The 26,916-nt window shown below is 55.0% G+C and carries 24 protein-coding genes; 9 read left to right on the top strand and 15 right to left on the bottom strand.

Features of this window, described 5'->3' with window-relative positions; genetic code table 11:
• Positions 1 to 18 precede the first annotated feature (18 nt).
• Positions 19 to 2,232 carry a DNA/RNA non-specific endonuclease gene (locus K227x_RS06950; protein WP_218933825.1) on the top strand — a complete coding sequence of 738 codons (2,214 nt, stop codon included), beginning with the start codon at positions 19 to 21 and terminating at the stop codon, positions 2,230 to 2,232.
• Between the two features lie 78 nt (positions 2,233 to 2,310).
• Entirely contained in the window at positions 2,311 to 2,943 is a 633-nt protein-coding gene (locus K227x_RS06945; RefSeq protein WP_145168855.1) for a carbonic anhydrase family protein, read from the top strand.
• Positions 2,944 to 2,991: 48 nt separating this feature from the next.
• Here the strand turns inward: K227x_RS06945 and K227x_RS06940 are convergent, their stop codons facing one another.
• The 5 genes from K227x_RS06940 to K227x_RS06920 form a co-directional block, all read right to left on the bottom strand.
• The gene (locus K227x_RS06940; protein ID WP_218933824.1) at positions 2,992 to 4,131 is read right to left on the bottom strand and encodes an ISL3 family transposase; all 1,140 of its coding nucleotides are present in this window, start codon (positions 4,129 to 4,131) and stop codon (positions 2,992 to 2,994) included.
• Positions 4,132 to 4,217: 86 nt separating this feature from the next.
• Complete coding sequence (locus K227x_RS06935; RefSeq protein WP_246146612.1) at positions 4,218 to 4,736, bottom strand: IS66 family transposase; 519 nt, start codon at positions 4,734 to 4,736, stop codon at positions 4,218 to 4,220.
• A gap of 91 nt (positions 4,737 to 4,827) precedes the next feature.
• Positions 4,828 to 5,607: an IS21-like element helper ATPase IstB gene (gene istB, locus K227x_RS06930; RefSeq protein WP_246146610.1), complete on the bottom strand. Its 780-nt coding sequence runs from the start codon at positions 5,605 to 5,607 to the stop codon at positions 4,828 to 4,830.
• The gene (gene istA, locus K227x_RS06925; RefSeq protein WP_246146830.1) at positions 5,604 to 7,166 is read right to left on the bottom strand and encodes an IS21 family transposase; all 1,563 of its coding nucleotides are present in this window, start codon (positions 7,164 to 7,166) and stop codon (positions 5,604 to 5,606) included. The genes istB and istA overlap by 4 nt, the downstream gene beginning before the upstream one ends.
• A gap of 413 nt (positions 7,167 to 7,579) precedes the next feature.
• Positions 7,580 to 8,320 carry an SDR family oxidoreductase gene (locus K227x_RS06920; RefSeq protein ID WP_145168852.1) on the bottom strand — a complete coding sequence of 247 codons (741 nt, stop codon included), beginning with the start codon at positions 8,318 to 8,320 and terminating at the stop codon, positions 7,580 to 7,582.
• Between K227x_RS06920 and K227x_RS30315 the strand changes: the two genes are divergently transcribed.
• Positions 8,223 to 8,483 carry a hypothetical protein gene (locus K227x_RS30315; protein WP_218934108.1) on the top strand — a complete coding sequence of 87 codons (261 nt, stop codon included), beginning with the start codon at positions 8,223 to 8,225 and terminating at the stop codon, positions 8,481 to 8,483. The genes K227x_RS06920 and K227x_RS30315 overlap by 98 nt on opposite strands.
• A gap of 36 nt (positions 8,484 to 8,519) precedes the next feature.
• Here the strand turns inward: K227x_RS30315 and K227x_RS06915 are convergent, their stop codons facing one another.
• The 4 genes from K227x_RS06915 to K227x_RS06900 form a co-directional block, all read right to left on the bottom strand.
• On the bottom strand, positions 8,520 to 9,266 hold the full coding sequence (locus K227x_RS06915) for a siderophore-interacting protein (protein WP_145168851.1): 747 nt from the start codon (positions 9,264 to 9,266) through the stop codon (positions 8,520 to 8,522).
• Positions 9,267 to 9,431: 165 nt separating this feature from the next.
• Positions 9,432 to 10,781, bottom strand: a complete 1,350-nt coding sequence (locus K227x_RS06910; RefSeq protein WP_145168850.1) for an alkyl/aryl-sulfatase — start codon at positions 10,779 to 10,781, stop codon at positions 9,432 to 9,434.
• 4 nt (positions 10,782 to 10,785) lie between these two features.
• Positions 10,786 to 11,238 carry a MarR family winged helix-turn-helix transcriptional regulator gene (locus K227x_RS06905; protein WP_145168849.1) on the bottom strand — a complete coding sequence of 151 codons (453 nt, stop codon included), beginning with the start codon at positions 11,236 to 11,238 and terminating at the stop codon, positions 10,786 to 10,788.
• Positions 11,228 to 11,689 (bottom strand): hypothetical protein, encoded by a 462-nt coding sequence (locus tag K227x_RS06900; RefSeq protein WP_145177379.1) that lies wholly within the window; start codon positions 11,687 to 11,689, stop codon positions 11,228 to 11,230. Before K227x_RS06900 ends, K227x_RS06905 begins: the two co-directional genes overlap by 11 nt.
• Positions 11,690 to 12,248: 559 nt before the next feature.
• Between K227x_RS06900 and K227x_RS06895 the strand changes: the two genes are divergently transcribed.
• Positions 12,249 to 12,593: a hypothetical protein gene (locus K227x_RS06895; protein WP_145168848.1), complete on the top strand. Its 345-nt coding sequence runs from the start codon at positions 12,249 to 12,251 to the stop codon at positions 12,591 to 12,593.
• Between the two features lie 486 nt (positions 12,594 to 13,079).
• Here K227x_RS06895 and K227x_RS06890 read toward each other — a convergent pair whose 3' ends face one another.
• From K227x_RS06890 to K227x_RS06880, 3 genes are all read right to left on the bottom strand, one after another.
• The gene (locus tag K227x_RS06890) at positions 13,080 to 13,568 is read right to left on the bottom strand and encodes a YciE/YciF ferroxidase family protein (protein ID WP_246146608.1); all 489 of its coding nucleotides are present in this window, start codon (positions 13,566 to 13,568) and stop codon (positions 13,080 to 13,082) included.
• A gap of 17 nt (positions 13,569 to 13,585) precedes the next feature.
• Entirely contained in the window at positions 13,586 to 14,479 is an 894-nt protein-coding gene (locus K227x_RS06885) for an SDR family oxidoreductase (RefSeq protein ID WP_145168846.1), read from the bottom strand.
• Positions 14,480 to 14,621: 142 nt separating this feature from the next.
• Positions 14,622 to 16,562, bottom strand: coding sequence for a hypothetical protein (locus K227x_RS06880; protein WP_145168845.1), 1,941 nt, complete (start codon positions 16,560 to 16,562; stop codon positions 14,622 to 14,624).
• Between the two features lie 357 nt (positions 16,563 to 16,919).
• On the opposite strand from K227x_RS06880, the gene K227x_RS06875 reads away from it, so the two are divergent.
• Both K227x_RS06875 and K227x_RS06870 read left to right on the top strand, forming a co-directional pair.
• Positions 16,920 to 17,258 carry an SDR family NAD(P)-dependent oxidoreductase gene (locus K227x_RS06875; RefSeq protein WP_145168844.1) on the top strand — a complete coding sequence of 113 codons (339 nt, stop codon included), beginning with the start codon at positions 16,920 to 16,922 and terminating at the stop codon, positions 17,256 to 17,258.
• 695 nt (positions 17,259 to 17,953) lie between these two features.
• The gene (locus tag K227x_RS06870; protein ID WP_145168843.1) at positions 17,954 to 18,835 is read left to right on the top strand and encodes a PP2C family protein-serine/threonine phosphatase; all 882 of its coding nucleotides are present in this window, start codon (positions 17,954 to 17,956) and stop codon (positions 18,833 to 18,835) included.
• 402 nt (positions 18,836 to 19,237) lie between these two features.
• Here the strand turns inward: K227x_RS06870 and cls are convergent, their stop codons facing one another.
• A complete protein-coding gene (cls, locus tag K227x_RS06865) occupies positions 19,238 to 20,833 on the bottom strand; it encodes a cardiolipin synthase (RefSeq protein WP_145168842.1) in 1,596 nt (531 codons plus the stop codon).
• 216 nt (positions 20,834 to 21,049) lie between these two features.
• Here cls and K227x_RS30310 point away from each other — a divergent pair, with 216 nt between their 5' ends.
• Entirely contained in the window at positions 21,050 to 21,415 is a 366-nt protein-coding gene (locus K227x_RS30310; RefSeq protein ID WP_218933822.1) for a PGPGW domain-containing protein, read from the top strand.
• A gap of 720 nt (positions 21,416 to 22,135) precedes the next feature.
• On the opposite strand, the gene K227x_RS06850 is transcribed toward K227x_RS30310, so the two are convergent.
• Positions 22,136 to 23,308 (bottom strand): endonuclease/exonuclease/phosphatase family protein, encoded by a 1,173-nt coding sequence (locus tag K227x_RS06850; RefSeq protein ID WP_246146606.1) that lies wholly within the window; start codon positions 23,306 to 23,308, stop codon positions 22,136 to 22,138.
• Between the two features lie 182 nt (positions 23,309 to 23,490).
• Complete coding sequence (locus K227x_RS06840; RefSeq protein ID WP_218933820.1) at positions 23,491 to 24,222, bottom strand: class I SAM-dependent methyltransferase; 732 nt, start codon at positions 24,220 to 24,222, stop codon at positions 23,491 to 23,493.
• A 730-nt stretch (positions 24,223 to 24,952) separates the two neighbouring features.
• On the opposite strand from K227x_RS06840, the gene K227x_RS06835 reads away from it, so the two are divergent.
• Positions 24,953 to 26,188 (top strand): App1 family protein, encoded by a 1,236-nt coding sequence (locus tag K227x_RS06835; protein WP_145168837.1) that lies wholly within the window; start codon positions 24,953 to 24,955, stop codon positions 26,186 to 26,188.
• Positions 26,185 to 26,766, top strand: a complete 582-nt coding sequence (locus K227x_RS06830; protein WP_218933819.1) for an esterase/lipase family protein — start codon at positions 26,185 to 26,187, stop codon at positions 26,764 to 26,766. The genes K227x_RS06835 and K227x_RS06830 overlap by 4 nt, the downstream gene beginning before the upstream one ends.
• Positions 26,767 to 26,916: the final 150 nt, after the last annotated feature.

The following is a 26,916-nucleotide window of genomic DNA, read 5'->3' as shown; positions in this document are numbered from 1 at the left end:
TATTTATCGGAGCTACCAGTGCCTCAGGATTTTGAACACTCCGTCATTCCGGATGATGTCATTCGCGCGACCGAGAAACGTTTTCGCAGCATGCAACGAAAGTTTGATTCGCCGCTGAAGAAATCGCAGCGTGAGCTACTTGCTCAGAATGAACCTTCAGTCATTCAAAATCGTCTTGAACGGGCGGGTGTAGATCCAAGGCTTGCCAAGCGAGCGTCGCAAGCGGGTGCAGCGAATCGCTCGCTAGATCGTGAGTCGATGTCACGGGCTACAATCTCGGACACGGCGGCGTTTGAGAGGATCCTTAATGGGAACGATTTGGTTGATGTTCGATTCTTGCTCAAAGGAGCGTCACGTATCGCCTCGGTCGGAAGGATCAATTTTAGCGGGCGAGGTTTCGCGACGGGTTTCTTGGTCGGTCCCGGCGTGGTGATGACGAATCATCATGTCTTCGGAAGTGCAGCCGAAACGCGGGGTGTTCAGATCGAATTTGGTTTTCATGAACTTGATCGCGACGGTAACTTGAGCACGCCAACAAAGTTCAATTTTGATGCGAGTCAACTGTTCTTTGCCGACGAGGACTTGGACGTTGCAATTGTCGCCATCGGTTCTCGTGAAAGCGGAAACATCAATTTGGGTGAACTTCCCATCATGCGTTTGGTGCCGGATACGGGTGTTGTCATCACGGGGGAACGACTCAATGTTGTCCAACATCCAGCAGGTGAACCAAAACAAGTCGCACTACGTGACAACACTGTAATCGCGATTCCTGATGAGACATTCCTGCACTATCGCGCCGACACAAAGCGGGGATCCAGCGGCTCGCCTGTCTTCAACGATGAATGGCAATTGGTAGGGCTTCATCACTCGGGTGTGCCCGACAAAGATGACGACGGGAATTGGTTGGACATCTTCGGAAACGTGGCAACCAATGCGACACCGGACCACCAAATCGCATGGATCGCAAATGAGGCAATCCAAAGTTCGGCGTTGGTTGAGCTTTTGGATGACACGACCTTTCGTGGATCGGCTCAGCGTTTGGTGGATGGTGTGCTAGAGGAATCCGATTTAGATGATGAGTCGATCGTTAAGTTCGATTCACCTGGCAGCGTGTCGGGGCCGAAGCTTGATGACGGCGATCTACCTCAACGCCCCGCCGCGAATGGACTGGTTCACGTTGCACAGGGCGGTGGCACTGTTCGCGTTACTGTTCCTGTGGAGATCACCTTTAGGATCGGCGAATCTGTTGATGGTGATCTGACGAGTCATGATTCCGATGCCGACTCGGTCAGCCGTTTACTTGAACGGTTTGGGATTGATCGGGATTACTCCAATCGCAATGGTTTCGACACGGATTTCCTTGGCCAGACTCTTTACCTACCCGGTTTGTCAGATGATCAGATTGCGTCGGCAGCGGTCAATCGCGATCCAATCGACGGTGACTTGCCCTACGTGTTGCGGTTTCACAATTACAGCGTCGTGATGAATGGTCTGCGACGTTTGGCGTATTTCACTGCGGTCAATATTGACGGCGAAAAACTGATTCGCATTCGCAGCAGAGACGACGGCGGAAAGGCACCGTGGAGCGAAGACCGACGCATTGGTGCTCACGAGCAAACGAACAATGATCATTATCGTGGCCGTGACAATAAGCTGGATCGTGGGCACTTGGTCCGGCGACTCGACCCAGGCTGGGGCGCGGCGCTACGTGATTCGGCTCGCGGCATCGTTGACACGTATCACTACGTGAACTGTGCGCCCCAATACGACGCCTTCAACCAAGCAGATGATCGCGGCAATGTTGCCAACGGATTGTGGCTGGGGCTGGAGAACTTCGCTCTCGATAACGCGGAAAAACATGACTTGAAAATCAGCGTCTTCACCGGTCCCGTATTCCGTGATTCCGATCCCGATTTCCGTGACAACGGGGTTCGCATACCGACTCAGTATTGGAAAGTCATCGCGTGGGTCGACGAGGGTGATGACTTGCAGTCTGCGGCGTTCTTGCTGAGCCAAAAACAAATGCTCGACGACGACCCTCGCATCGAACGCATGGGCGAAGAAGCGTTTGACTTTCGCGAGCGAGACTTGTTTCAAACCACAATCGCCAAGATCGAAGAGCTAACCGATCTGGATTTCGGCCCCTTAAGCGACACAAGGGATGGACGTGAGGCGTTCAGAAAGTTTGGCGCACACCCGCTCCGTTCACTAGAAGAAATTATCCTCGGCTAGACACTGCAGATCCATAGCATCTTCTATTTGCCCGGTAGTCTGACGGGCTAACACTGCATCCAATCATCGACAAGCACCATGAGCAACCAACAGCAATCACCGATTCACATCCAGTCACCGGTCGTTACGAAGTACGCCAAGCAGCTGAAAATTCGATGGTCCAAGCACCTTGATGGCACACTCACGCCACATCATGGGAAAGTGCAGGTCGCATTCAGTGGCGATAAGAACGAGCGAATTTCGTTTGATGGACGTGACTTTCAAATCCTGCAGTTTCATTTCCATCACAAGAGCGAACACTGGATCGAGGGCAAGCAGTTCCCAATGGAACTGCACATCGTTCATCAGAATTGCGATCCGAATGATGGCAAGCTGGCGGTGCTTGGCATCATGATCGAATCCGATAATTCGGCAAAGACTGCACCGAGTTTGATCGAACTGATGGAAGCGATGTCGAAAGACGACACATGCGAATGCATGGAGTTCAAAACGAATCCTCACGAGTGGCTTCCCACAAACATCGAGCACTACTATCGCTACGAGGGTTCCCTGACGACGCCCGAGTATGACGAAATCGTAAGTTGGGTCGTTTTCAAAGAACCGTTGAAGCTGCCTCGAAAAGAGATCAACAAGCTGATCCGCTGCGCGGCCGAACCCGCTCGACTGCCGCAGCCGCTCAACCGAAGATTTGTGCTGTCAAATTTCTCGTAGGATCGTGATCTGAATACTCGATCGGACTTCAGACGTGATCTTTTTGGCTCATCCGACTAAAGCGTACTTTGCTTGATGGAGCGAGTAGAGAAGCAGTTCGAAGTATTCGCGATCACGAATGCCGTAGGATTGTCGTTGGACCGTTTTTATTTTGTTGTTAGTGCCTTCCATCGGCCCTGACGAAATCCGGTGATCGAAGTAACTCAAGAGCCCGTCCTCAAGTCGCGTCAGGGTTTTGGCCATTGTCTTCAACGGCGACAGTCCCGTTGCGATCGCTCGCCTACACCACGACCTCAAGAACAACTGCGCTGGCCATCGAAACGTCTCCTCCCAAAACAAACGCAACTCCTCTTTGAGATAGTATCCCTTGGCCAGTGGTTCGTTGAGCGCGAGCGCCGCGGCTAAGTGTGCTTCCTCGTCCCGCTCCTCGCTCAAGTTATCGGGGTTCTTCAGCAGCAACCAACGGCTCCCCTTGAGCACCGCTTTGTCATCGACCGTCGTCTCGCGGTACAGTTGCCGACGCAGCGTGGTCAACTTTTCGTTCATCAACTTCACCACATGAAAGCGATCGAAAACGATATCGGCCTTGGGGAGATTACCACGCACCGCGGAGATGTAAGCCGAGGACATGTCCATCGCCACCGCTTCGATTGCGTGCCGCCGACGCCCCAGTCGTTTCCAGAAGGGGACCAGCGATTCGGCCGATTTCCCGTCTCCCACGTAGATAATTGCACCGGTGTCCAGGTTCATCACCAACGTCACGTAGCGATGCCCTTTGCCGATGCAGATCTCGTCGATGGCGATTCGCCGAACGCCCTTCAAGGACGGATTGGCGAAGCGTCGCCTGAGGTCATCCTTTTTGATTTCTTTGATCACGTCCCAAGTGACACCAAGAAGATCGGCGACGTCCTTGATCGTCATGCTGCGAGTGAGTTGCAAAGCGTGTTTGGCCCAAGCTTTGGTGTAGCTTCGACGGACATCTGCGAAGCCGACTTTGATCTGGCGAACGACTCCACAATCGCGACACTGCACACGAGGCAAGGTGGCAACGATGACGGTTCGTTTCAAGCCGATCGGCGAAGCTCGGAAGTTTCGCTGCTTGACGCCTCGCCGGATCACGTTGCTGCTCCCACACGAAGAACAGCAGATCGACTTCTCATTTGGGTGAATGTGGAACCGCGTTGTCACGGGGCGCCTCGATGGGACCAGCAATGGGCGCTTTTCGTGCCCCCACCAATTTGAGGTGTGTCCGCAAATTCGTTCTTCGGATGTAACTATTCAGCCTTCTGCGGAAGCGGCGGCATGACGCCGGTTTTGGCGTAGCTTGCCAAGGCTCCCAATATTGTATCGAGCGGCTGGTGGCCTCGGACTCGGAGCGTGCGAAGAACGCTCATCAAGACCGACTGGGTCAACGCGCCGCGGTCGCTGTGATTGCAGTAGCTGTTCTTGCGAATCATCACCGCCGGACGGATCGCTCGTTCGCCCGCGTTGTTGTCCGAGGGAACGTCGTCGTACCACAGAAACGTCAATAGTTCGGATCCATACTTCGCCATCCGTTTGGAGAGTCGGTTCGCATCGGCGTGATCCCATGATTCACTGCCGAGCTTTGCCAGTCGCTGTTCCAGACGACCCACCGCCGAATCGTAGTCCGCCTCGCAGATCGATGGCCTTTGAGTTCGCAGCTTCTTCGCGTCCCGGTACACGCCAACCAAGCGACGCGAGAACGATTTCCACTCGGGATGATCACCATGTTTCTCGCTGACCGCCGCGGCATCGCGAAGCAGATGTGTCAATTTGCGTCTGAAACAGTACCACTCATTGGCGCTTCAAACGGTACCAGTTGGTGAGGCCGGGCCGCGAAGCGGCCTGGTGGTACTGTTTGACTTAAGCTTCTTCGGTCGCCGACCCGGTTGGCGCTTTGGTACTGTTTGAACTTTTTGGCTGATTTCCCATCCGGTAGCTCCGGCCCGTTATCTGCATCACGTCGCTGTGGTGCAGGAAGCGATCCAGGATCGCCGTCGCACTGGGCACGTCGCCGATCAACTTCCCCCATTCCTCCAGCGGTCGGTTGCTCGTCATCATCGTGCTGCGAACGTCGTGTCGACGCATGATCACCTCGAACAGGTACTCACCGCTTCGCTTCGGAAGCTGCTTCATCCCCATGTCGTCGATGATCAACAAGTCGGGTTCGAGATAACGCTTCAAGATCCGCTCGTGACCATCAAGTGCCTCGTCGTGAAGGAAGTCGCGAACGACGTCAAAAATGCTCCGGTAATACACCGTCATCCCGGCGCGAATCAGCGACAGCCCAATCGCTTGAGCCAAGTGACTTTTGCCCGTCCCTGGAGGCCCCAGCCACAGGACGTCACGACGCTCGCGGACGAACCGCCCCGTGGCCAGTTCGAACACCATGCTCTTCTTGATTGTCGGGTTGAAACTGAAGTCGAAGTCTTCCAACTTGCGAATGTCCCGGAAGTCCGCCTTCTTGACCCGCCGCGAGATTTGACGATCGTCGCGGATGTTGATCTCGTCTTGAAGCATCAGCTCGAAGAACTCGAGATGGGTCAGCCCCGTCGACGACGCCTCGTGAAGACGAACCGCCAGCGACTCGTTCATACCGCTCAGACGCAGCTTTGTGAGCATCGGTGTGATGATCTTATTCATTGATAAATTTCTTCTTGGACTTTGTTGTGAATGAACTTTGCGTACTCACCGATCGGACGGATGATCGGGTGATCTTCCATGAACTCCATGGTCGTTTGCGTCGCGTCGGGCTGTCGCTTCAGCAGCGTGCGAATGATCCGGCAGTTGATCGCCCCGCTGCGGACCGCGATGCCACATGCCGATTCGATCGAGTCGCCGCTGTGCTTGCGGCTCATGGCAAGAACACCTTGAAGCACCCGGGCAGCTTCGACACCTCGACCCGCGACCACGGCGTCAGCCCACTGGGTCGCTGATGGCCCGATGAGCCGCATTTTGCTGTGTATATGGTCGATTCCCCGTTCGATCGGACTGATCTTTTCCGAGGCGATGTGTTTGGCATCAGTTTGGAATCGTCCCCGCTCGATGATCACATGCGTTGCAATGTGTCGAAGGCTTTCGTCAAAGATTCTTACCAAGTGACTGTCGTGACGAACCCACACGTCGCGCCCTAGATACTCCGGCGGCACGCTGTAAAACGATCGGTTGACCGATATGTGTCCATCGCGAGAAACCTTTCGCTTGGCTTCGTGATAGAACTTGAATCGGGTTGATGGAAGCTTGCCAAGAGATGGCTTTTCGATGTCCTGGAAACAGGCCAGAACTTGCTTCCTCGTAGTGCCGTGGATGCGCGTGTCGGCAACCGATCTTTCCCACTGCCCAAGATGCTCGTTCTGCGCCGCGAGCGACTCGAACTCACGCCCACGCAGCGCGTTCTCTTGGACGTAGTCGACGCCGCGTTCGACTTTGCCTTTGTGCCGTGGTGTTCGCACTCGCGTTGGCACGAATGCACACCCATAGTGCTTGCAGAAGTCGACCAGCTTGGAATTGAGTTCGGGGTCATGCCAATCGGGAGTTTTGACGGCGCACTTTGCGTTATCGAAAACGACTCTTTGAGGCACGCCGCCGATCGCCCAAAAGCAATTCTCCAAAGCCCGAATGAAACTCTCAGTGTCTTGCCGAAAGACGGCTTCGCTGTAGCCCTTTCGCGAGTGGCTCAGGACGGCACGGAAGACGTGCGTCCGCCTGTGAGTTCCATCGGGGTTTCGGATCTTCGCACCGGTGCCGAAGTCGACTTGCAACTCTTCGCCGGGAAGTACTTCCATCCGCCGAAACGGAAGTTCGGTGGTTCCACCGAGTGCTCTGACGAACCGGTTGACCGACCAGTAACTGGCATCCGATCCGTGATCGGCGACGAGGTCTTGATGGATGCGGCGAGCGGACAAGCCGGCGCGGCATTTCTCGACGATGATTTCGCGAAACGGCTCACACTGGCTGTTGCCTCCGGCCGACAACTCGGGCGCCTCAGGCGGGCCGGACCCGGTTGGCGCTGTGGTACTGTTTGAATCACCAGACCCGGTTGGCGCCAGATCGCTCGGACCCGTTGGCGCCTTGGTCCTGTTTGAACTTTCGTCAGCCAAGTGCCGCCGAACGGCCCCACGAGAGACGCCGAGGGTCTTTGCGATCCGCCGCTGAGAGTAGCCCGCGTCGCGTAAGTTGTTGATTGCAAGGGACTTGTCCATCGCCAGTTGATTCGCCATGTGGCCCTCGCCGCTGAGTTTTCGGATGTGAAAACCCACCATCGGACAAGGGATCGGGGTGCGGGATCAACTGGTACCGTTTGAGGCGCCAATCACTGGTACTGTTTGAGCGCAAACTGACACCAACGCGACAGATGTAGCATCCATGGCTTTCTAGATCATGATATCTGAAGGGTGCAGTGACTGTGCATCAACGAAACCAATAAGGTTTAGCTATGCGCCTATCGAATACGTTGACTGCTGATGGGACTGGGCAGCAATCCTGATAGCTAAAAAAGAAGGTTCTTCCGTCGAATCGGTGGGTGGAAATGGCATAAGGCCGGGGTGAGATCATTGTCTAGAGTCATTTTTGGACGGATCAATTCAGATCAGAAGCATACGTCTGGAGCAGAATCTCAGACCATGCCTCCGTTGGCACGCAGGGTCTGCCCGTTGACCCAAGCTCCATCTGGCCCGGCGAGAAATGCCACCACATTGGCAATATCTTCCGGCGTTCCCAGTCGTTCTAGCGGCGACCTCTTCGACAATTCTTCGACCAGTTCGGCGGACTTGCCATCGAGAAACAATGCGGTTGCTGTCGGTCCAGGAGCTACCGCATTGACCGTGATGTTTCGACCGCGCATCTCCTTCGCCATGATTGCAGTCATCGTTTCGATCGCGGCTTTGATACCCGCATATACGCCGTACGTCTCAAACTTCATCCCGACGACGGTGGTGGAGAAATTCACGATTCGCCCGCCATCGCGCAGTCGACGTCCCGCCTCACGCAAGGCGTTGAATGTGCCCCTAAAGTTTACAGCGACCTGGGCATCAAAGATTGCATCGTCGCAGTTCGCGATCGATGCCAGTTTCATGATGCCCGCGTTGTTCACCAGCACATCGACGCCACCGAAAGCAGCCTCGGCGCTGTCGAACATTCGCTTGACGGCGGCGGAATCGGAAACGTCCGCCTGGACCTCGATAGCGCGGCCTCCCTCGATTTCGATCTTGCTCACGACTTCCGTCGCGGCATCCTTGCTGCCAGAATAATTGACAATCATGTTGAATCCATCTCTGGCAAGACGCTGCGCGACGGCCGCGCCGATCCCGCGTGATGAACCGGTCACGATTGCGGTTCTGGTTTGCACATCGTTCATGCTGTATCTGCTCCGTTATCGCCGTAGAAAGCGCATCGTCCACACAAAATTCTTGCGGGCAAAATGCAAAATTGGTTTTCTTGTCGCTGGCATCTTGCTGTGCACAGCATTCTTCATAGAGCAGACCGGCAGCCTGCACTACGTTTTCCAATACTCAAATTAGCGACAAGCCCTCGGAGCCGTGTCGACCGGAAACAGATTAGGGATCCGAATGTTTTTGGGCATCGGCGCGTTTGGTCTCCTTGTGTTCCTCTTCGGTGATCCCGAGCTTCCAATAGCTTGACAGGTAAAGCTGCTCTTTTCCAAGTCCGCGCGTCCCCCTCAGATACGTGCGAAGCCCCTGCATCGTGCCAAACTCGCTTGCGGCCCACACGAAGGGCCGCCCTTTCTCCCACTCGAAGTCTTCAATAGCCTGTCGGAGCAGTTCGGGGCGTTTGCCCGGATGCGGATTGATGAGCCAATAAATTTGAATGTCTCGCGGAGCATCCAGAACTTGTTTGTCTTCTTCGGAGGGGACTTCGATAAACGCGGCACCCCGCGCATCGCGGGGCATCGTCTCCAGGTTGACGCTCAATGCGGGTAAAGCTGCGATGTCTCCGGCCAGAAGGAACCAATTCGCCGCTGGATTGACCAGCGAGCCGGGACCAGGGCCACCAACAAGAATGGATTCCCCTAGCGGACACTCCTGCGCCCACGTCGCAGCGAGACCTCCGTCCCCATGGAGAGCAAAGTCGACGTCGATTTCGCCGTCGCGCTGTTTGCGAACCGTGTAGGTTCGGAGAATGTGGCGTTTCTCATCACCGGGAAACATGAGCTTTATGTACGATCCTTCCTGTCCAGAGGGAAACGTCGCCATTGATTCGCCACCGAAGGTGAGACGCAAGAGATGCGCGGTGACTTTGTTCTTGCGGAGCACCGTCAAGAGGCGCGGGTTGGGTCGCTTCATAGTCGCCCTTTGTGATTGAATGGGTCAATTTTCACGAGGCCCCCATCGCAGGCCGAGCGACGACGTCACGCCCGGCGAGTACCCGCACATCATCGGCGTCTACTGGGGACGGAAGGATTCACTGAATGCTCTGCACGTCGGACGCCGTAACGATGCCGAAGGGTTTCACTTCCCTTCGCGGAGTTCGCGAGCGACGGTGAGGCAATAGTTTCTGGCGGTTGCGTTGACCATGTTGCGAGCCAACTTCGTCAAAGCATCTGCTTTGATTTCCTTCGCGGCCGCGTCGTCTTTATCGATCGCCAACAGATGGTCGGCAAGTTGCGCGGCCCATTGGTTGTCATCGTTAGCGAGCGCGTCTTTAGCCGCTGAGAGCAGCTTCTCTTTTCCACCCGCCAACTTGGCAATACGCTCAGCCTCCGACTTCAACGTTAGGCGAAACAGATTGGATGGGTTGCCGTCGAACCAACCAAAGTACTGGCTGAAGACAGTCCGCACTCCCCATTCGGGATGCCCGTAGAACGGTTGCAAATAGTCTTTGCTGGCAAGATGTTCAGGAAGCCTCACGTACTCGACCAATTCGTCGGGCGTCATTCCCTTGTTCATTCCCTCGACGGTTTTGTCGTGGATGAACTGCACAGCGTCGCGGTAATCGCCGAGGACTTGTTTGACTTCGCCTGCACCAATAATCGGCTTGGTGTGGCCGCCGACCAAGGCAACCGCATTGTTGGCAGACATTTTATTGAGGCTGTCTGCCCACAGGCGAACGCTACGGTTGGGAGTTCCTCGAATCGCATACAAATTCGGAAACGATCGGTAGAAATTGTCGCCGGAGAAAAGTACCTTGCTATCCGGATGCCAGACGAACAGTTCGTCGTTTGTTTCACCGGGTGCTGAGACAAGTTCAAGCTCAACTCCAGCCACGTTGATCGTTTGCCGTTCACCTTCCAGAAATTGCGATGGTTTCGACGCGGCGCTGGATGCAAACGCATGGCCGCCTGCTTTGGGATATCGAACCGGGGCGACGCCGTTGTTGATCCGTTGCTCCGGCGGCAACTTGAATCCAGCCTGCCTTGCTGCTCGCACCGATTGAAACGTAACACCAGCATCCGTCAATGGACGGTATTCGCTGCCGAAGTTTTTGTGAGCCCATATTTGCGGTCGCTCTGCACCAAGAAACGAGGTCACGCCTCCGGTATGGTCGCCATGTGAGTGCGTAAAGATGATCGCCTTGACCGGTTTGTCGGTGATCTTGCGAAACTCGGTCACGATGCGATCGGCGTCATCAACTGTCATTCCCGTATCGACAATCACGACGCCGTGATCGCCAACAATCATTGAAACGTTGGAGACACTGTAGCCAACCGCTGTGTAAACATTCTCAGCAACGTTGACGATTTCCTCCGCGAACTGATCATTTTGCTTGGTGAGCCGCGCCGTCGCGGTGCTCGCTTCCTGAGCCAGGCTTGAATGTGCATTGACTAACAAAAGCGCGAGTAAAAGGGCGGTGGTTCGCATGAGACTATTCCTTTGAAATGTGTTTCGATAAGTTCTTCTGCATCTTCAGCAGAACGTTTTGTGTTGAATCAATCTCTGACTTTGAGATGCCCTTCAACGTCGTCTTACGCAAGTCGTCCAACAAGGGGAGAACGTTCGCGAGTTTCTGCTCGCCCCGACGAGTCAATCCGATCATCACGATGCGCGCGTCTTTACTGGACATGCTCCGCTCAACAAACTTTTGTTCAACGAACCGGTCCAACTGACGTTTCACCGTCGTCGGATCACGAATCATCAGCACTGCCAGTTCGTTCATACTGAGCGGTTCGCCGGCATCCAATAAACATATCATTGCCTGCGTTTCCTCTGGTGAAGACGGCCAGCCAGCACTCTTCAGTACCGCTGCCATTCCAGAACGAATCAGATAAGCAACGCGTCCGATTGCAAATCCGGGCGAAGACTCGGAGTCAAACTGCATCTTCACCCTCCCTCGATCCCGGAATCGAAACGGTCGTCGGTCCAGCAAAGAACGGACGATACCAATCGAATTGGCAGTAGATCAGCAAGGCACACGCCCCAAAACCCAAAAGACCGATTACGAAGTATTGATGAGCAAAGAAAATCACATAGAGCAGCATATTGAACGCATAGGATAGCGTCATAAGGATCGCCAGTGGTGTTGTCCGCCGGCAGAACATCAAGTCGCCAGCGACGGCCTTGAGCAAGCCAACCCCCAAAGTCAGGTAGCCCACTTCTTCTAACGCGAGCATGAATGGACCAACGTCACCCAGCGGATCGCCAACGGGGTAACCATTGATCCCAAAGCCCATCGTCATGATTCCCGTGCCAACAAGGAAGAGTCCGAAGAGTATCCGCGTAACCAAGGCGAAACGAGCAAGTCGAACGCTGCGGTTTTTAATGGGAGGCATAGTCACCGAGTTGAAGTTGCAGGCTCGTTCATCTGAAGCGAGAGAAAAGAACACGCAGCCATGGGAGTGCAACCCCCATAGCTGCACAACACAGCTATCCATCAAGTTGTCAATCCTTGCCGAAATTTTTGTCAAACGCAGACGCGTTTTGCCTGGGCTTGTCGACCGTTGCACGAAGCTCGGCAGTCGTTTTCTTCCATGGAAAGTTCCAGTAAAAGGACGACCTGTGAATTGCGATCACACGCCAGCCTGAAGCAGGGTGTCAGCTCCACGATGAGGAGCGAGAGGCTTGGTAGATAGCCGGCAGTTCCCGGCGGTTGGCTAAGCAACGAGCGATCAATAAGTGTCGCGATTCGATGAAGCCTTGATTGGAGCCGGGGGTTGACGCTGCAATGGACGGCTTTCGCTCTCGTCGAAGGCGATCGATCACGCCCCATCCGGCGCACCCGCTTCCCAAGTTACGGCGATTCCTTTGCGCTGATGCACTCATCGACACGTTGCGCCGGAGATTTCAATCGGTCCCCCGAACAGGCGAGAACAATCCGGGACGGTTTATCCCATGGTGGATAACCGCGTCATCCAAAGCGAGACTCAGTCCGTCAGTGACCTGGCGTTCAATGCGTCGAATCAATCTCTGCGAGTGAACTTTTTGCTGCATTTTGAATACAACGGTCATAGCGGCGAAGTGAGCAAGCGATTCAGTTGGTTGACGAACGTCGCGTTAGATCCTTCGCTGCTATCGAAATTCGCCGCACGAGGTCGTAGTCGCTGGCGGATTGAGAATGAGACGTTTAATACGCTCAAGAATCGAGGTTACCCCTTTGAACACAACTACGGTCATGGAAAGCAAGACCTATCAACGGTACTGATGCTGTTGATGTTTTTGGCGTTCATGGTTGACTAGGTACAGAAAGCATGCCGCCCGCTGTTTGCTTCGGTGTAGGAGAAGTTCAAGAGTCGCCAAGCATTGCGGGAAAAACTTCGCAGCCATGTGAGTCACTTCGTGTTTGAATCGTTTGCCGTACTTTGGCAGGCGATGCTCAGTGGATCGGCGATGGGTGCTCCGCCGCCTCGTGGATAAGATCGACCAGACTTGGCGTAGCCCCAGCGATCTAAAACGTCGATTTCGGACTCAGCGCTGGTGACGCACACGTCCAGCCGAGCACTCGCACTCCGATTTGTCGTTTGGGGCGCCCCGCGAGCGTGGGACGTCAGTTTCGAAGGCACGAATCACCATCGCAGTAGGCCACGGCAACCCGACCAACCTTCAAATGCACCACCACCCCACACTCACCACCCATTCGCACGCGGCTACTGGGAGCTGCTGAGCACAAACCAGATGGAAAAATGGCCGTGGCCGAGATCGGCCACGGCGGGTGGATCACAAGAGCTAGCCGGCCATCAGGGCGTCTTTGTTGATTGTCTTTGCAATCTCGCTGAGCTTCTTGTCCGCGGTTTCTTCTTCGTCGATGTTCTGCTTGAGCAACTTCAGGGCTTTGTCGTAGCCGAGGGCCTCGGCCCACGTGCAGAGTGTGCCGTAGGTGGCGATCTCGTAGTGTTCTACCTTCTGGGCGCACGCGATGATGACGGCGTCTTTCACGGCGGGCTCAGCATCTTCTTGGAGCATGCCTTCGGCTTCCTTGATCAACCCCTTCATCGCTTCACAGGTCTTCGCACGGGCCGCTTTGCCAGTCTCTTCAAAGGCTTGCTCGACTCGCTCGACATGCTTTTCCGTTTCTGTGAGATGAGCCTCAATGGCCGCAGTTAGCTCTTCGCACGACGCCTTCTTCATCATCTTCGGCAACGCTTTGACCAGTTGTTTTTCGGCGCTGAGTGCGTCTCGCAACTCGTCGTAAAATGCATCAGCTAGGGACTTCAACGATCGGCGGCCCTGTCTTATCCGTTGATGACTTCGCCACCGTTGGGATGCAGCACCTGCCCGGTCATGTACGATGCATCATCACTGGCCAGAAAAACGTAGCAGCCCCCACATTCGGCAGGTTGACCTGCCCGTCCCATCGGGGCATCGCTACCGAATTTGGCAACCTTGTCGGCTGGAAATGTCGCGGGAATCAATGGCGTCCAAATTGGACCGGGAGCGACCGCGTTGACACGAATACCGTCGTCGACGAGGTTCTGCGAAAGCGATCGAGTGAAGCTGACAATCGCTCCTTTGGTCGCTGAATAATCAAGCAGACCGGGACTGCCTCGATACGCGGTTACGGAGGTTGTGTTGATGATCGAACTGCCGGCCTGCTTCTTCAGGTGCGGCACTGCGGCTTGGCAAAGATAGAACATCGAGAAGATATTCGTGCGGAACGTTTTGACGAGCTGCCCCTCGGTGATCTTCTGAATGTCCTCTTGCGGATGCTGCTCGGCCGCGTTGTTGACCAAAACATCTAACCGCCCAAATTCGTCGACGCATTTCTGCACTGCGATTTCGCAGAAAGCCTGATCACCGATGTCGCCCGAAAGAATCGAACACCGGCGTCCTTCGTCTTCGACTAATTGTTTTGTTTCCTCCGCGTCGGAATCCTCGTCGAAGTACACGAGCGCAACGTCCGCACCTTCCCGAGCGAACATGACCGCGATACTGCGTCCGATACCACTATCGCCGCCAGTGATCAAAGCAGCCTTGCCCTTCAACCTGCTGCTACCTACGTAGTCTTCGCGGACGGTGATCGGCGCGGGAGTCATCTCAGATTGTTCACCAGGCTGCTTCGCCTGTTCTTGCTTGGGCCTTTGTTGGTTGTCGTCCGACTTGCCGCGTTGCTTCGATTTGTTTGCCATGTTTACGCTTGATTGATGAGGGATGAGTTTGGTTAATTTCACCTCTGAGCTTTGCATGTTTCGTGCCATCGCTGCCTTGCTACGACCGTAGCGAAACTCGCCCGCAGTCCTTTCCGTTGCGAAACCGAACCGCAGGCAAGGCCTATCGCACGGCGATCGTTAGCCATCCGTCTTGGGCTTCCATCACGCTGGGACGAAAGTGCCGGTCTTTGAACGCAGCTACGGGAACTTGGGACGGCAGCATGAAATATTGGTCGGCGATCTGTAGCGGCAGCGCCCGTTGCACCGCATCGCGCACCTCGGCAAGCAGCGTTTTTTGCTTTTCGTTCAGTCCCCCAGTTCCTGGCCCATCCACATTGATTTCGTGTTCTCGCGCCAAATGGTAATGGCCATCGGATTGCCGTTGCGGGCGGTAGGTTGCACGCAGCTCGATATCGTGGATTGGTGCCGTACCGTCTTCAACGATGTGTGCCAGGTGAGCCCCCATGACGACGCGTCCTTCTCTCGCCTCGAAGAACACCGGACTTTCGACCGCCAACTTGATCTGGAACTTTGGCGTGATGGGATGCACTTCGATTGCAACGTGATCCGCCGCCTTCACTTCGATTTCGATGGGCAGCTGAACCAGCGGTCCACGACCATTCAACCAAGCCAACAAGTCAATGTTTTCCTCCGAAAACGTTTTGCCGGACATGTAGGTTTTCAGAACATTGTTGGCGCATGTTTCGTGGACTTGAATTGCAACGTCGTAATCCGCCGAACATGCTGGCGGTGCAACCGGACTGGCCAGCTGGTCATCGTGCAACAAGCGTCCTTGAATGAACAGGGATTGGTCTGTCGACCCCCAAGTTCTGTCAGGCTCACTGACGGCGAATCGACGCAGCCAAGGTCGCAGGGGCTCCAACAAGTCGTCGGGTCGCATGGTGCCAGCAGAGTCGGTTTGCTTTGTGAACTGGTCGCGAATCTGGGCTTCCACTCTTGATTTTGCGATCCGGTCGGATTGCGGTTTCTGCTTGGCGGCGCGCTGTTTGGCAATTCGCCGAACAATTGGCAACGGATGGTCCACTGATTGGATCTGATTTGTCAAGTTTGCTTGGACTTGAACCTGCTGAAATGCCACACCATGATCGCTCAACAACAGTGTTCGTGATGCAGTCGCGCTACCTCCGCCGACCATGTTCATCGCTACTGGTCCGTGGTAGCCGCGACTCCGATTGGTCATTTGACTGTCTAAGTGGAGCGTCAATCGAGAACCCGAGTCCGAAGGTTGCAGGTCGACCGAGACGGTCGCGTGAACGTTCGCTTGCCCCACAATCCGAGTTCCCAGAATGCAGTCGTTAATTGGTCGTGTCTCGACAATCGAGCGAGCAATCGCTTGTTGCACGAACCCTTCGGAGAAAGTGAGCACGCAATTTGGGTGCGAAAAGATGCGGCGGATACGGTCGATGTTGGCGCCTGATTGATGGAAGGCGGAAAGCCTCGCTATGACTTGTGACACCAACCGAATTTCCTTTGCGGTTAGCTTCGGTGTGCCCACACTGGGATCGGTACTCGGATCAGCACTGAGACCGACACTGCGGCTGGCTTCCAGCTGCTCTGCGACTTCAATCAACTGCGTCCGCAGGTGACGGATAAACGGTTCGCGGTCGCTGCATGCGAGTGCCAGCCGATAACACTCTGCCTGCTCACGAAGCTTCACGAGCGGCGAAAGTTCAACACCCGGAATAGGACCGATCAAACGTCGACGCAGCTCACTCGCAAGCTCGATCTGCTGATGCACACCAACTTCGGACTCGACCGCATCGGCCATTGCCGCGAGCTGAAGGTAGTCGAGCCAGCCTGCGCCGCTGGCCTCGAAACTCGGCGAGCTCACGAAATCCGTCGCCTCCGTGACGGATGCAGCAAATTCGGTGGCACATTCGACGCGTGTCGGCAGCGCATCTGGGTTAAGTTCATCCGCTGCATCACGCACGATCTGACCGAGCTCCATTCGGTCCTCGGCGATCGCCAGCCAAGGGCTAAATATAAAGCACCCGCTGAAATGCAGGACTAGCAAACCGACTGACGGACCTGAACGAATCATTGGACTGCTTCGAGAATGTGGACTGTCGAATAGACGCACTCGGTTGAGACTGAAGAGAATTTCCATCGTCATCAGAACATTGCCAGAATCGTCAGGAACTGCGTCGGGGCTAGCGAATCCCACCTTCGCCTCATTTCGGGGTGAGCTCCCGTCTAAGCGGTGCCGTGTCTGTTCGGGGCTTTGACACGTTCGGTTCCGATTGGATTCAGCGGTGGGTAACGAAACGTAGGAATCGAACCAACGGAATAGCAATATCTAGGCCAACCGGCGCACTCATTGCATCGAAATACTGGCGCTAGTCGCCAGAACTTTCGCTATACGAGCATTGGCGAGTCCCGAAACGCACATAAAAAAGAAATGTCACGAAGGGCAATCGTCGCTGGCGGCAGCACTGGAATTGGGCGAGGTACTGCCATTGCTTTGGCCAAATCGGGTCATGACGTCACCATCACATTCGCCCACAAAGCAGCCGAAGCACAAAAAAATGCCGAAGCGGCGGAAGCGACTGGTCAGCGGTGCATTATCGAGCAGCTTGATCTCTCATCGCCCGAAACTGCCAAGGCATGCGTCGACAAAATGGTCGAACAACTCGGCAGACTGGACGCCCTCGTCAGCAGCGCAGGCATGATGGTGCCTTCGTTCGACGCCCCGCCTGACTTTGCCGACCACCTTCGCGGTTCCAAAAGCAAAGCGTAGACGAAGTGATCGGAGTGCCAGAGCAGGGCAAGGGGAACGCGATTTGCTATGCCTTCCAGGAGAACCAAACATCCTCTCTCTCGAAGGTTTTCCGATGGCTAACAATTTGGAAGCACCCAAGACCGGTGACATGTATCGTTGCACCAAGTGCTCATTCGAAGTCCATGTCACCGGCGGATGCGACTGCAAGAACTGTACGACAAAGCTTGAATGTTGCGGCCAACCACTCGACAAGGTGACCGCCCCTCCAGTTCAAAACATCTAAAAGAATTTTGCGAGCGGGCGCAAGCGGTTTCCAATCGATCGATGCGGCTCGATAGGGCGACGGTTCTAGCGGTTGCGTGATGCAAAGTGCAAACAAGACTAGCAGCCGTTCGCGTCACAGTTACCGTCTGCATGCGATCCGAGGAACGTTGCTTTGTTCGCTTCGGCAAACTGAAATCATTGATTTGCGAGTCCGTTTTTTGATGCGCCGTCGCAGCCCCACCTTCAACTTCGCCATCGAAGCGCACGGACCAGTTCTTACCGGGCCGCTGTAGAAGTTCCGAGAATGGACGGGTTCGTGTCGGCCCGAATTTTCGGCTCGCAGCTCATCTTAGCGGGTACAGCTATTCTCCTTCTGGATCGCCCCTTTGGCAAACCTTTGAAGTTCACTGAAACAACCGAAGTTAACGTTCGCGAGCAGGAAATATCCAATGAGCATGAGCTGTTTCGACATCTTTGGTGCCAGTGACGTCGGCAAGAAACGCAATGAGAACCAAGATCATTTCCTAGTTGCCGATCTGCGACGATATCTAACCGTTCGACAAACGGACATTCCGAAAAGGCAGAACGAGGAATTATTTGGTTGTCAGGAAGGCAGCTTGCTGGTTGTTGCCGATGGAATGGGCGGCCATCAGGGCGGCGAGCAGGCGAGCCGCACAGCAGTGGAGGCGTCGGCAAAATACGTGCTGGACATGATGCAGTGGTTCTTGAAACTGTCGTCCGACGATGAGCAGGACTTCGAAAACGAGCTCTCCAATTGCTTGACGTCGGTACAAGAAGAATTGTGGTCGGTGGCCGGGCCGGGCGATCGCCGCATGGGAACAACCGTGACGATGGCATATTTGCTGTGGCCGCGAGTGTTCGTCGTTCATGCAGGCGACAGTCGCTGCTACCTACTTCGAGATGGCGAATTGAAGCAACTGACAACGGACCACACGGTTGCTCAACAAATGATCGAATCGAGCGGCATGTCGCCCGACGATGATGCCCTCAAACGCTGGCGGCACGTGCTCTGGAATTGCGTCGGTGGTGGCAATCAACAGGTGCGTCCCGAGGCATTGCGGTGTCGACTGCAGTCGGACGACATCCTAATTTTGTGCAGCGACGGGCTGACAGGCATGGTGGATGATGAGACGATTCGGAATATCACCTCGTCGGCCGGTAATAGCGAGCAGTCGAGTCGGCAATTGATTGACGAAGCGAATCGAGCAGGGGGCAACGACAACATCTCTGTGATCGTTTGTCGAGTTGCCAATCCAAAAGATTGCGACGAGGTTGGGACAGTCGGATCGTTCGACACAACCATACTGTAGCTTGACGCCAACATGCCGTTCCAGTTCTCCGAATGCGGCTAAGCCAACGAGACGCAGAACAATTGCGTGGCCGTCCGCTTCCCGAAGTGTGCCCCCATCCTGAAACGCCCCATGGCAGATCGAACCAATCCGTCGGCGATCGTCCTGCTCGCTGACGATACAGTGGCGGCTCGATAGCAGATCACGCCCACCGTCGATCGTCTGCAGCCCGAAGTCCGCCTCGGATGTGCTCGCTAAGTTTCGTAACCATCAAGTTTTCCCCGGGTGGACCTGTCCAACGGGCTGCGAGCGGAACTGAAGCACAAAGTCATTCCAAGAATCCCCGTAGGATTGCCTTTCTTGGCCGTCGTTGAGTACAGAACTGACGGCCTGGAAAGGCCGTCCTACGAAGGCGGCGGTGCGCTACTGAATCGGCGCCAAGAGGCGTGATGCCCGCACGAGCGTTTGAAAAGCGTACGTGCTCTCGGCAAGCTCTTGGCTATCGGCGAGCTTGCAATCACGGAGATCCGACTCCAGCATGCGTGCGACTTCCTTGACGAATTTCTCGTCAAAAAAGGCGAGCATCAGTTCGAAGTTCAGTCGAAATGATCGGTTGTCAAAATTGGCGGTGCCAATGACAGCCACTGAGTCGTCGACCAACATGACCTTCTGGTGCATGAAGCGGTCTTGATATCGGTAGACACGGACGCCCGCAGCATCAAGTTCTTCGAGATATGAAAACGAGGACAGCCATACGAGTGTGGCATCCGATTTCTCGGGAATCAGAATCCGAACATCCACGCCCCGAAGTGCTGCCAGCTTTAAGGTGGTCACCATTTGTTCGTCAGGAACGAAATAGGGAGTCGCGATCCAAACGCGTTCTTTTGCTGAATGAATGAGCTGCATGAAAAACATTGATGCCGTCTCGAACTCGTCGGCGGGCCCCGTGGGAACGCAAACTGCCTCGACACCCGGTTCAGCGGTTACGGTTGGTTGCCAATGGAGGTGCGTGAGTAATTCATCCGTTACCGCGTGCCAGTCTTCGGCAAACACGACCTGACAACATTGAACGAGTGGGCCATCGACTTGCACATGGGTGTCTCGATAGAGTCCTAGCTCACCGACGCCGTAGCGATATTCATCGCCAACATTGTGCCCACCCACGAACGCCGTCTCGCCATCCACGATCACCAATTTCCGGTGATTTCGAAAATTCAGGCGTGTAGTGGATCCGTCAGACATTGGCGAATTGAAACCGCGGACCTGAACGCCCGCCGCTCGCAGTTCTTCCACGTAACGATTCGGCAAGTCACGACTGCCATATTCGTCGTACAGCATCGAGACTCGGACGCCTTGCTTGGATTTTTTGATCAACAGCTCTTGAAGACTGCGACCTATCTGATCATCACGAACGATGTAAAACTCGACCAACACATACGATTTAGCTGACTCGATGGAATTCATCATTGCGTCAAAAGTGGCCGGCCCGTCGATCAGCAGCTTCGCTTCGTTGCCTCGGGTGACGGGAAGTTTGACGAGGCGGGTCACCAGACGATGTGTGTCCGTTCTGTCCGGAACGATAAGGTTCGCCTTCTGGAGATCCCGGTAGAGCCTGGCCACGATTGGCTGCCCCTTCGAGGTACTTGCGCGATAAGCGATCGCATGCTCGCCATAGTCAGTTTCACCCACCAGCCAATACATCGGCACGGCTAGATATGGAAACGTATTGAGCGAGACGATCCAGGCAATCGCACCCTGGGGGGTCCGCTGTTCCGTCAACACGTTCAGCGATGCGGCTGCGCCCAGCAAATGCGCAACCAGAAGAAATACCGCAGTTAGCCGCCGGCGCCGGAAACGAAGCCACGCCGCGAATCGCCGGATTCGTTCATTTTTTCGGCACAAGAACCAAAATGGAAATAGCAGGGCGTGCAAAATCCAATCGCGAATTTCACCCGGCCAGTGTACCGCTCGCCATAAGAACGACCAGCGTGACGGCGTGACGTCATCCTTCGGCAGCATAGGAATTGCTCTGGTGGTTTGAATTTCGAAACACAATCGGTGCTTCGTGGGAAAAGACAGGCTACGCGACTTCCGTGCCATTCCAGCGACTGCGGCACGCGGGTTGCTCATGCACAAGCGGAAAGCTGCGTAGGAAAGGTCAGAAAAGTTCTTCGACGAGGTGCTAAAATTTTCGCCTATCATCCGATTCTATGGTGGCTCGTTTCGGTCTCCGCTGTGACGTTCCTATTCACACTCGTGGCGATTCCCTGGATCGCGGTGCGGTTACCGCATGACTATTTCTGTTCTGCCAAACGAAGATCTGCTGCGCCTGAAGACACGATTCGGTGGACGATCTATGTAGCGATCTTAGTTGCCAAGAACCTTCTCGGTGCGACCTTCCTGGTCCTAGGAATCGGAATGTTGGTCCTGCCAGGGCAAGGATTAATAACGATTCTGGTGGGGCTCTCTTTGATGAACTTTCCTGGCAAGTTTAGAGTACAGAAATACCTAGTTTCGATCCCGACGGTGCTGCGTACTTTGAATTGGCTGCGACGCCGGTTTGGGAGTCCTCCATTTGAGATCGTCGCCGAGCGACGGTAGGCGGAGCAGACATCGATCGAATCGCGAACATCCACGCGATGTGGCGTGATGGCGGCTGCTGTTGAAAATCACTCCGAACCTCTGGTTAACAGTTCTTTTCGCACGATCGCGTCGAAAAAACGATCACAGTTTTCTCGACCGACTGGTCTTCCGAGCCACGGTGGATGGCCAACGCCTGGTCGCTGTTACGAAGCGAATCGGATGATCCATCCATCGCAGGCAGTCAATGCTCGCCTGAATCCCTCATGCCAGTGACAGAATGCTCTCGATCATTGACGCACAGCTGCTGATGGATGCAGGCCAGCACATCACTTGGATGCGGATGTGATCCATCGTAAGCATGCTGAACACGATGACAATGAACCATCGCCATGATCACGGAAGCAGTCGGTCCATGGCCAGAGACGTCGGCAAACGTCACCAACCGGCATCCGGTGACAGGTCATCTTGGGAGTTTACCCGGAGTGAAGTCGTCGTAGTCACCTCCGGCCTTCGCCGCTACCTTGATTCGAGGATCGGGTGTTTGCCACCATCCGCAGCGTGGCAGTAGCGAGATGCGTTTCGGCCGAATTTATCCACGTGGCGAAACGTTGATATCGTTGCAATGCCCGGTCCGAAGCTGGACGCGGTTCTGAGCCCGAATTTCGATAGAAGGTCTGACGTCGGAATTCTTAGGATGCCACTGCGGAACCGGTGGGCCAGAACTCTTGACCAAATTCGTCACGATGCGGAACTGCTGTTCACTTCTCGCTCCCCGTTGCCTGGGTCGCCATCGACGGCTTCGCCTTGCAAGTCTTGGTCTTCGGAAGCCCTATCCAATCGCGTATCGACTTCCTCGCCATCTGACTCTTTTCGATCGAGTCTTTCATGCCGCGACTTTTCCTGCGGCGCGTAGCACAGGTCGATCATGATTGGAAAATGGTCTGACCCAACATTCTCCAGCCGCTCGATTCGACTGATCGTGAAATGCGGCGAATGAAAGATGTGATCGAGAGGAAACCTCAGATACCAATGGCCTGCATGGAACGAGTTGAAAAAGCCACGTCCACGGCGCGGGTCAAGCATCCCACTGACGCGAAGGAATAGACGCGTAGTCTGGGACCAAGCGACATCGTTCAAATCGCCGCCGATGATGGCCGGACCATTTTCCTTGGCCAATTCTTCTCCCCACAGCGTCAGTTCCGCATCCCGCGCGGTCGCGTCGGTATCGCGGATCGGTTCAGGAGGCCGTGGATGGACGCCGATGAACCGAATCAATGTGTTGTCATCCATGCGAACCTGGGCGTCGATCGAAGGAACATCTTCTTGCACCAAGTGACGCAATTCGAAATCTTCGATAGGCATTCGAGATAGCAGCATCATCCCGTACCAGTTGTCCTGAGGCTCGATGATGCGGTGAGGGTACTCGTCGATTAAATCCGCGACACCTTCGATCCACTTTTGATCAATCTCTACGACGAATAGCAAATCGGGCGACGCCCGCCGCATCACCTTCATCCAGCGTTCATATTGATCGTTTTCCATTTCTACATTGCTCATCACCATTCGGACAGTTGCATCGTCTTGGCGGTGGTCAGCCAATCGTTCCGGCGTTGTGTCAGCGGCTTGCTTCTTCATCAACGGCGTATACGGCATGATCAAGAAACCATGCCAGCATGTTTCGATGACCGCCAGCGTGATGAATGGCCATGCGGGCAACACTTTGGATTCTGGAACGCTCCATCGCACCACACCATAGGCTGCCACCAACAACCAAACGATCACTACGATCTGAACGCGTGGAAAATCCCAGCCGCGAACGAACCAATGCGGATTGCTGCTCAGGTTAAGCAATGTACCGAATGTGAGAAAAATCAGTCCTGCAAGCAGCAAGACCGTCACGATGAACGCCATGGTCATTCTAGTGGCTTACGAACTGATGGAATCGACTCAACTCGCCGACGGAGGTCTGGTCCTTACGCAACAACGCGACCTTTGCCTCGTCGAACTTGGCGAAAACGGACTCCCGCGACGCTGTCGATAATTCGTCATGTCGATCGTCATGCGGAAAGCTAAACCGAAGAACAGCTACGCCATCACGCATGCCGATCGTTGATTCCATCGTCGCCTGCACGCCACCGCGATCCTGGGTCCACGCTTTGGTCTTGTTGCGGTCCGTCGTAGTCGTCGCCATCGCATTCTCCTGTGGTGGCCCCGCCGACCTTCGTCCAGACGAACGCAGTCAATGGGGGCAGGTTGATTGGAATTGACTCGGTCTTAGCGCGACCAAAGTAAGGTCGAGCGTAATCATTGACATTGGACCTCAGCTGATACGCAATGAACACACCGCCTGGACGCAACACTTCATAGATCGAACGAGTAATCTTCTTGGCGACTGACTCCGGGATGCTACTGAATGGTATACCCGATACAACGACGTCAGCCAGCCCGAGTTTTCGATCCAACACGATATCGACCAGGTCAATTGCGTCGGCGATGGAAACATTCAGTCGTGGATCGCTGATAGATGCGAGAGCTTCCGAGAAGGCCTGGGTTTTCTCCACCGCAAGAAGTTCCGCGTCGAACCGCATGTTCTCCAGCAACGCCTGCGTGGTCCCACCTGCACCTGGCCCGAGCTCGATGATTCGCTCCGCGTTTCGAACACAATCCCGATTTGCCAAGTGATGTGTCAGAAATGGAGAACTCGGGCAGATCGTAGCGACATGCAGTGGGTCTTTGACCCAGGCGTTTAGCACGAACCAAGTACGACGCAGAAACGAGGTGCGGCGAACCGGATCGAACGGTTCCGCGTTGATTGCATGGTTCATGAACCGGATGTCCGTGTGGGGCGATATCGTATGAGGCGGGGGGGAAGATTCGAGAGACATCGAAGCCGAAGCAGTTTCTCTACGACAGAGAAGTGCAAGCTTCGCAGATCTTCCGCCACAGCTAAGCAATCCTCATGCCGAACCGGGGCATCAATTCCATCCAGTCTGGAGCGACTTGTGGTGGTACGGAGCAATTCCCAGACACTTGACCGAACACTTGCTGCCCTTGATCGCGCAGAGACCAACATGAACGGTGAGACCGCACCCCGTTCGAGACGATCATCGCAGAATTGAAGTTGCGATTCGGAAACCACACCCGTTTCGCAACGAGCGATCCATAACTGTCGTTTCTTTCTTTCCCCTCTCACTGTAACTCTCGCCCCCGCAAACCGCTGCGCGGCGGGGGCGAGATGACTTGAATCGCGACACTTATGGATCGCTCGTCGCTTAATCCGCGTCTTGGCACGTCGATTGCGGGCGTCGTCGGCTGTATCGACGGAAGGATTGCACGTTGTGATTCATGTCGCGGGGGTGTTGTTTGGGGGCCTCGAACTCCACTTCGATACGACTCGGGGGACCAAACGCAAGTATCTTAACGATGCCGATCTTGTAAACCGTCGACGCACTTTGCCGGATCCTTGAGGCTGGACCCTTGAAGCTGGATCCTTGCCACCGGGTTTCAAGTCGCGTCCCCACCCACCATTGAATCATCTAGCCCAGCGGACGCAAAATGAAGAAGGCAGGCAGTACAACGTGGCGAAATGAGTTGCTTAAAATCGCCACTCGCTCGGCCGCTTCGGCTGATGATTTCGCCGATGTCCGAATACGGCGACTGCGGAAGCGGATTGGCCGGTCCGGGATTCCGAAAATTCAAGCTTACACGGGATACGCAACCGCAGACACGATCCATTTGCATGGACGCGTCCTTACCAATCCACCGCTGGATCCGAATTTCAACGACGACCGTTGGTGGCATAATCTCGCCAACACCGTTCAGCGTTTTGCCAGCGACGAAATCCCTGGCGTCACGGTCCAGGCAAGTTTGGGATCCGCGTCGGGCAGGGCTGTTAGCGACCACGAGGGTTACTTTCACTTGACGATGCAGCGCATCGACTGCGGATGCGAGCTGCCGTTTTGGAGTGATGCGGCATTGGCGATCGTCGACCACCCCAAGACATCCGCGATCGAATCGGCGACGACCAGCAAAGTCATGGCGGTGCCGGACAACGCGAAGTTTGTCTTGATCAGTGACGTAGACGACACGATCCTTCGCACCGGAGCGACCAGCATCGGCACGATGGCCAAGCTGACATTTTTTAGTAATGCGAGGACCAGGGCGCCGCTTCCCGGCATCGCCGGCTGGTACGAAGCGATGCAGCGATCGCCGCCGCAGACGATGCGAGCAGCGTTGGATCCACCGAGCAGCCAGTTTGCCGTGGACAACGATCCGAACAATCCAATCTTTTACGTTAGCAGCTCTCCCTGGAACCTTTACGACCTGTTGGACGATTTCATTGAAATCAATGCGATTCCAGATGGCCCCATTTTGCTGCGGGATCTAGGATTTGACGCCAACAAATTTCTGAAGAGTGGCCACGATCACAAACTAGAAAAAGCTCGCCGACTGATGAATGCGTATCCAGACTTGCCGTTCGTGTTGTCGGGCGATTCCGGCCAGGAAGACGCAAGGTTGTACGCGACTGCCGCGGAAGAGTTTGGATCACGAATCAAAGCGATTTTCATCCGCGACATCGATCCCATGGGCGACAGCGAACACGATCAGAAGGTGGATCGGCACATCCGAAAATGCAAGAACATTGGCGTTCCGATGTTCGCGATCAAAGACAGCGTGGAAGCTGCTCGGCACTGCGTCGACCTAGGATTGCTGGATCCGGATCAGCTTCCGATCGTCGAGGCTGCTACACGCCGAGACGAGCAACGATCGGCAAGTCCGCTAAAACCATGACCGACAAGTCTTTATCAATGCCGGTTGTATTGGTGCCCGGTTTCATGTCGCCGGCATGGATGATGTGGCCCATGGCAAAGTACTTACAAGGATCCTTTCATCGGGTAGTCCGCTGGGACTACCCCCGTATCTTCGTCGATCTAGAAGTAAGCGTAACGTCGCTAGCGGACCAGCTTTCCGCCCTCGACAGCCCACAGATTGCGATCGTGACTCACAGCTTCGGCGACTGGCTTACGAGATCGGCGTTGCAACGAATCCAATCACCGCGTCAGATCCGGCTTATCTCGCTATGCCCGGTGACAACCAACGTTCCGATCGTCACGCTGACCAGTCCGCTTTCCCAGTACATCACCCCTGAACTCCGCATCATGTCGCAAGCCGCCTCTGCGGAGGTTTCGTTGCCCAATAGCCTAGACATTCGCCGCACGGTCATTCACGCCAAGGGAGATTTGTTGGTACGCCAGCAAGTGGCCGACGACCAGCGTTTCGTCGTTGCCTCGCACAATTCGGTTCTTTTTCAGCCGAACGTCTGGGTGCTGGTCCGCGATGAACTGCACAAGCGAGCGGCAGGCAGTTGATTTTTGCAGTGATTCCGCAAAGCCGGTCACCGCTAATTAAAATCAGCCTTTTCGTACGCCGCGGCCAAAGCATGAGCTATGTTCCCGTCAGGGGGCGGAACCACTCGTCTTTCCATCCCAAACATCCCTTCGAGAGCCTTCCAAGCCAAT

This window comes from Rubripirellula lacrimiformis, from assembly GCF_007741535.1.
Classification (GTDB): Bacteria; Planctomycetota; Planctomycetia; order Pirellulales; family Pirellulaceae; genus Rubripirellula; species Rubripirellula lacrimiformis.
This window is presented reverse-complemented; position numbering and strand designations above follow the sequence as displayed.

Excerpts from the sequence above, each read along its gene's own strand:
- K227x_RS06945 (WP_145168855.1), top strand. The coding sequence starts at position 2,311 with ATGAGCAACCAACAGCAATCACCGATTCACATCCAGTCACCGGTCGTT.
- istB (WP_246146610.1), bottom strand. The coding sequence starts at position 5,607 with ATGAATAAGATCATCACACCGATGCTCACAAAGCTGCGTCTGAGCGGT.
- istA (WP_246146830.1), bottom strand. The coding sequence starts at position 7,166 with ATGGACAAGTCCCTTGCAATCAACAACTTACGCGACGCGGGCTACTCT.
- K227x_RS30315 (WP_218934108.1), top strand. The coding sequence starts at position 8,223 with ATGTTGAATCCATCTCTGGCAAGACGCTGCGCGACGGCCGCGCCGATC.
- K227x_RS06920 (WP_145168852.1), bottom strand. The coding sequence starts at position 8,320 with ATGAACGATGTGCAAACCAGAACCGCAATCGTGACCGGTTCATCACGC.
- K227x_RS06915 (WP_145168851.1), bottom strand. The coding sequence starts at position 9,266 with ATGAAGCGACCCAACCCGCGCCTCTTGACGGTGCTCCGCAAGAACAAA.
- K227x_RS06910 (WP_145168850.1), bottom strand. The coding sequence starts at position 10,781 with ATGCGAACCACCGCCCTTTTACTCGCGCTTTTGTTAGTCAATGCACAT.
- K227x_RS06905 (WP_145168849.1), bottom strand. The coding sequence starts at position 11,238 with ATGCAGTTTGACTCCGAGTCTTCGCCCGGATTTGCAATCGGACGCGTT.
- K227x_RS06900 (WP_145177379.1), bottom strand. The coding sequence starts at position 11,689 with ATGCCTCCCATTAAAAACCGCAGCGTTCGACTTGCTCGTTTCGCCTTG.
- K227x_RS06895 (WP_145168848.1), top strand. The coding sequence starts at position 12,249 with ATGGTGGATAACCGCGTCATCCAAAGCGAGACTCAGTCCGTCAGTGAC.
- K227x_RS06885 (WP_145168846.1), bottom strand. The coding sequence starts at position 14,479 with ATGGCAAACAAATCGAAGCAACGCGGCAAGTCGGACGACAACCAACAA.
- K227x_RS06880 (WP_145168845.1), bottom strand. The coding sequence starts at position 16,562 with ATGATTCGTTCAGGTCCGTCAGTCGGTTTGCTAGTCCTGCATTTCAGC.
- K227x_RS06875 (WP_145168844.1), top strand. The coding sequence starts at position 16,920 with ATGTCACGAAGGGCAATCGTCGCTGGCGGCAGCACTGGAATTGGGCGA.
- K227x_RS06870 (WP_145168843.1), top strand. The coding sequence starts at position 17,954 with ATGAGCATGAGCTGTTTCGACATCTTTGGTGCCAGTGACGTCGGCAAG.
- cls (WP_145168842.1), bottom strand. The coding sequence starts at position 20,833 with ATGCTGCCGAAGGATGACGTCACGCCGTCACGCTGGTCGTTCTTATGG.
- K227x_RS06850 (WP_246146606.1), bottom strand. The coding sequence starts at position 23,308 with ATGGCGTTCATCGTGACGGTCTTGCTGCTTGCAGGACTGATTTTTCTC.
- K227x_RS06840 (WP_218933820.1), bottom strand. The coding sequence starts at position 24,222 with ATGAACCATGCAATCAACGCGGAACCGTTCGATCCGGTTCGCCGCACC.
- K227x_RS06835 (WP_145168837.1), top strand. The coding sequence starts at position 24,953 with ATGAAGAAGGCAGGCAGTACAACGTGGCGAAATGAGTTGCTTAAAATC.
- K227x_RS06830 (WP_218933819.1), top strand. The coding sequence starts at position 26,185 with ATGACCGACAAGTCTTTATCAATGCCGGTTGTATTGGTGCCCGGTTTC.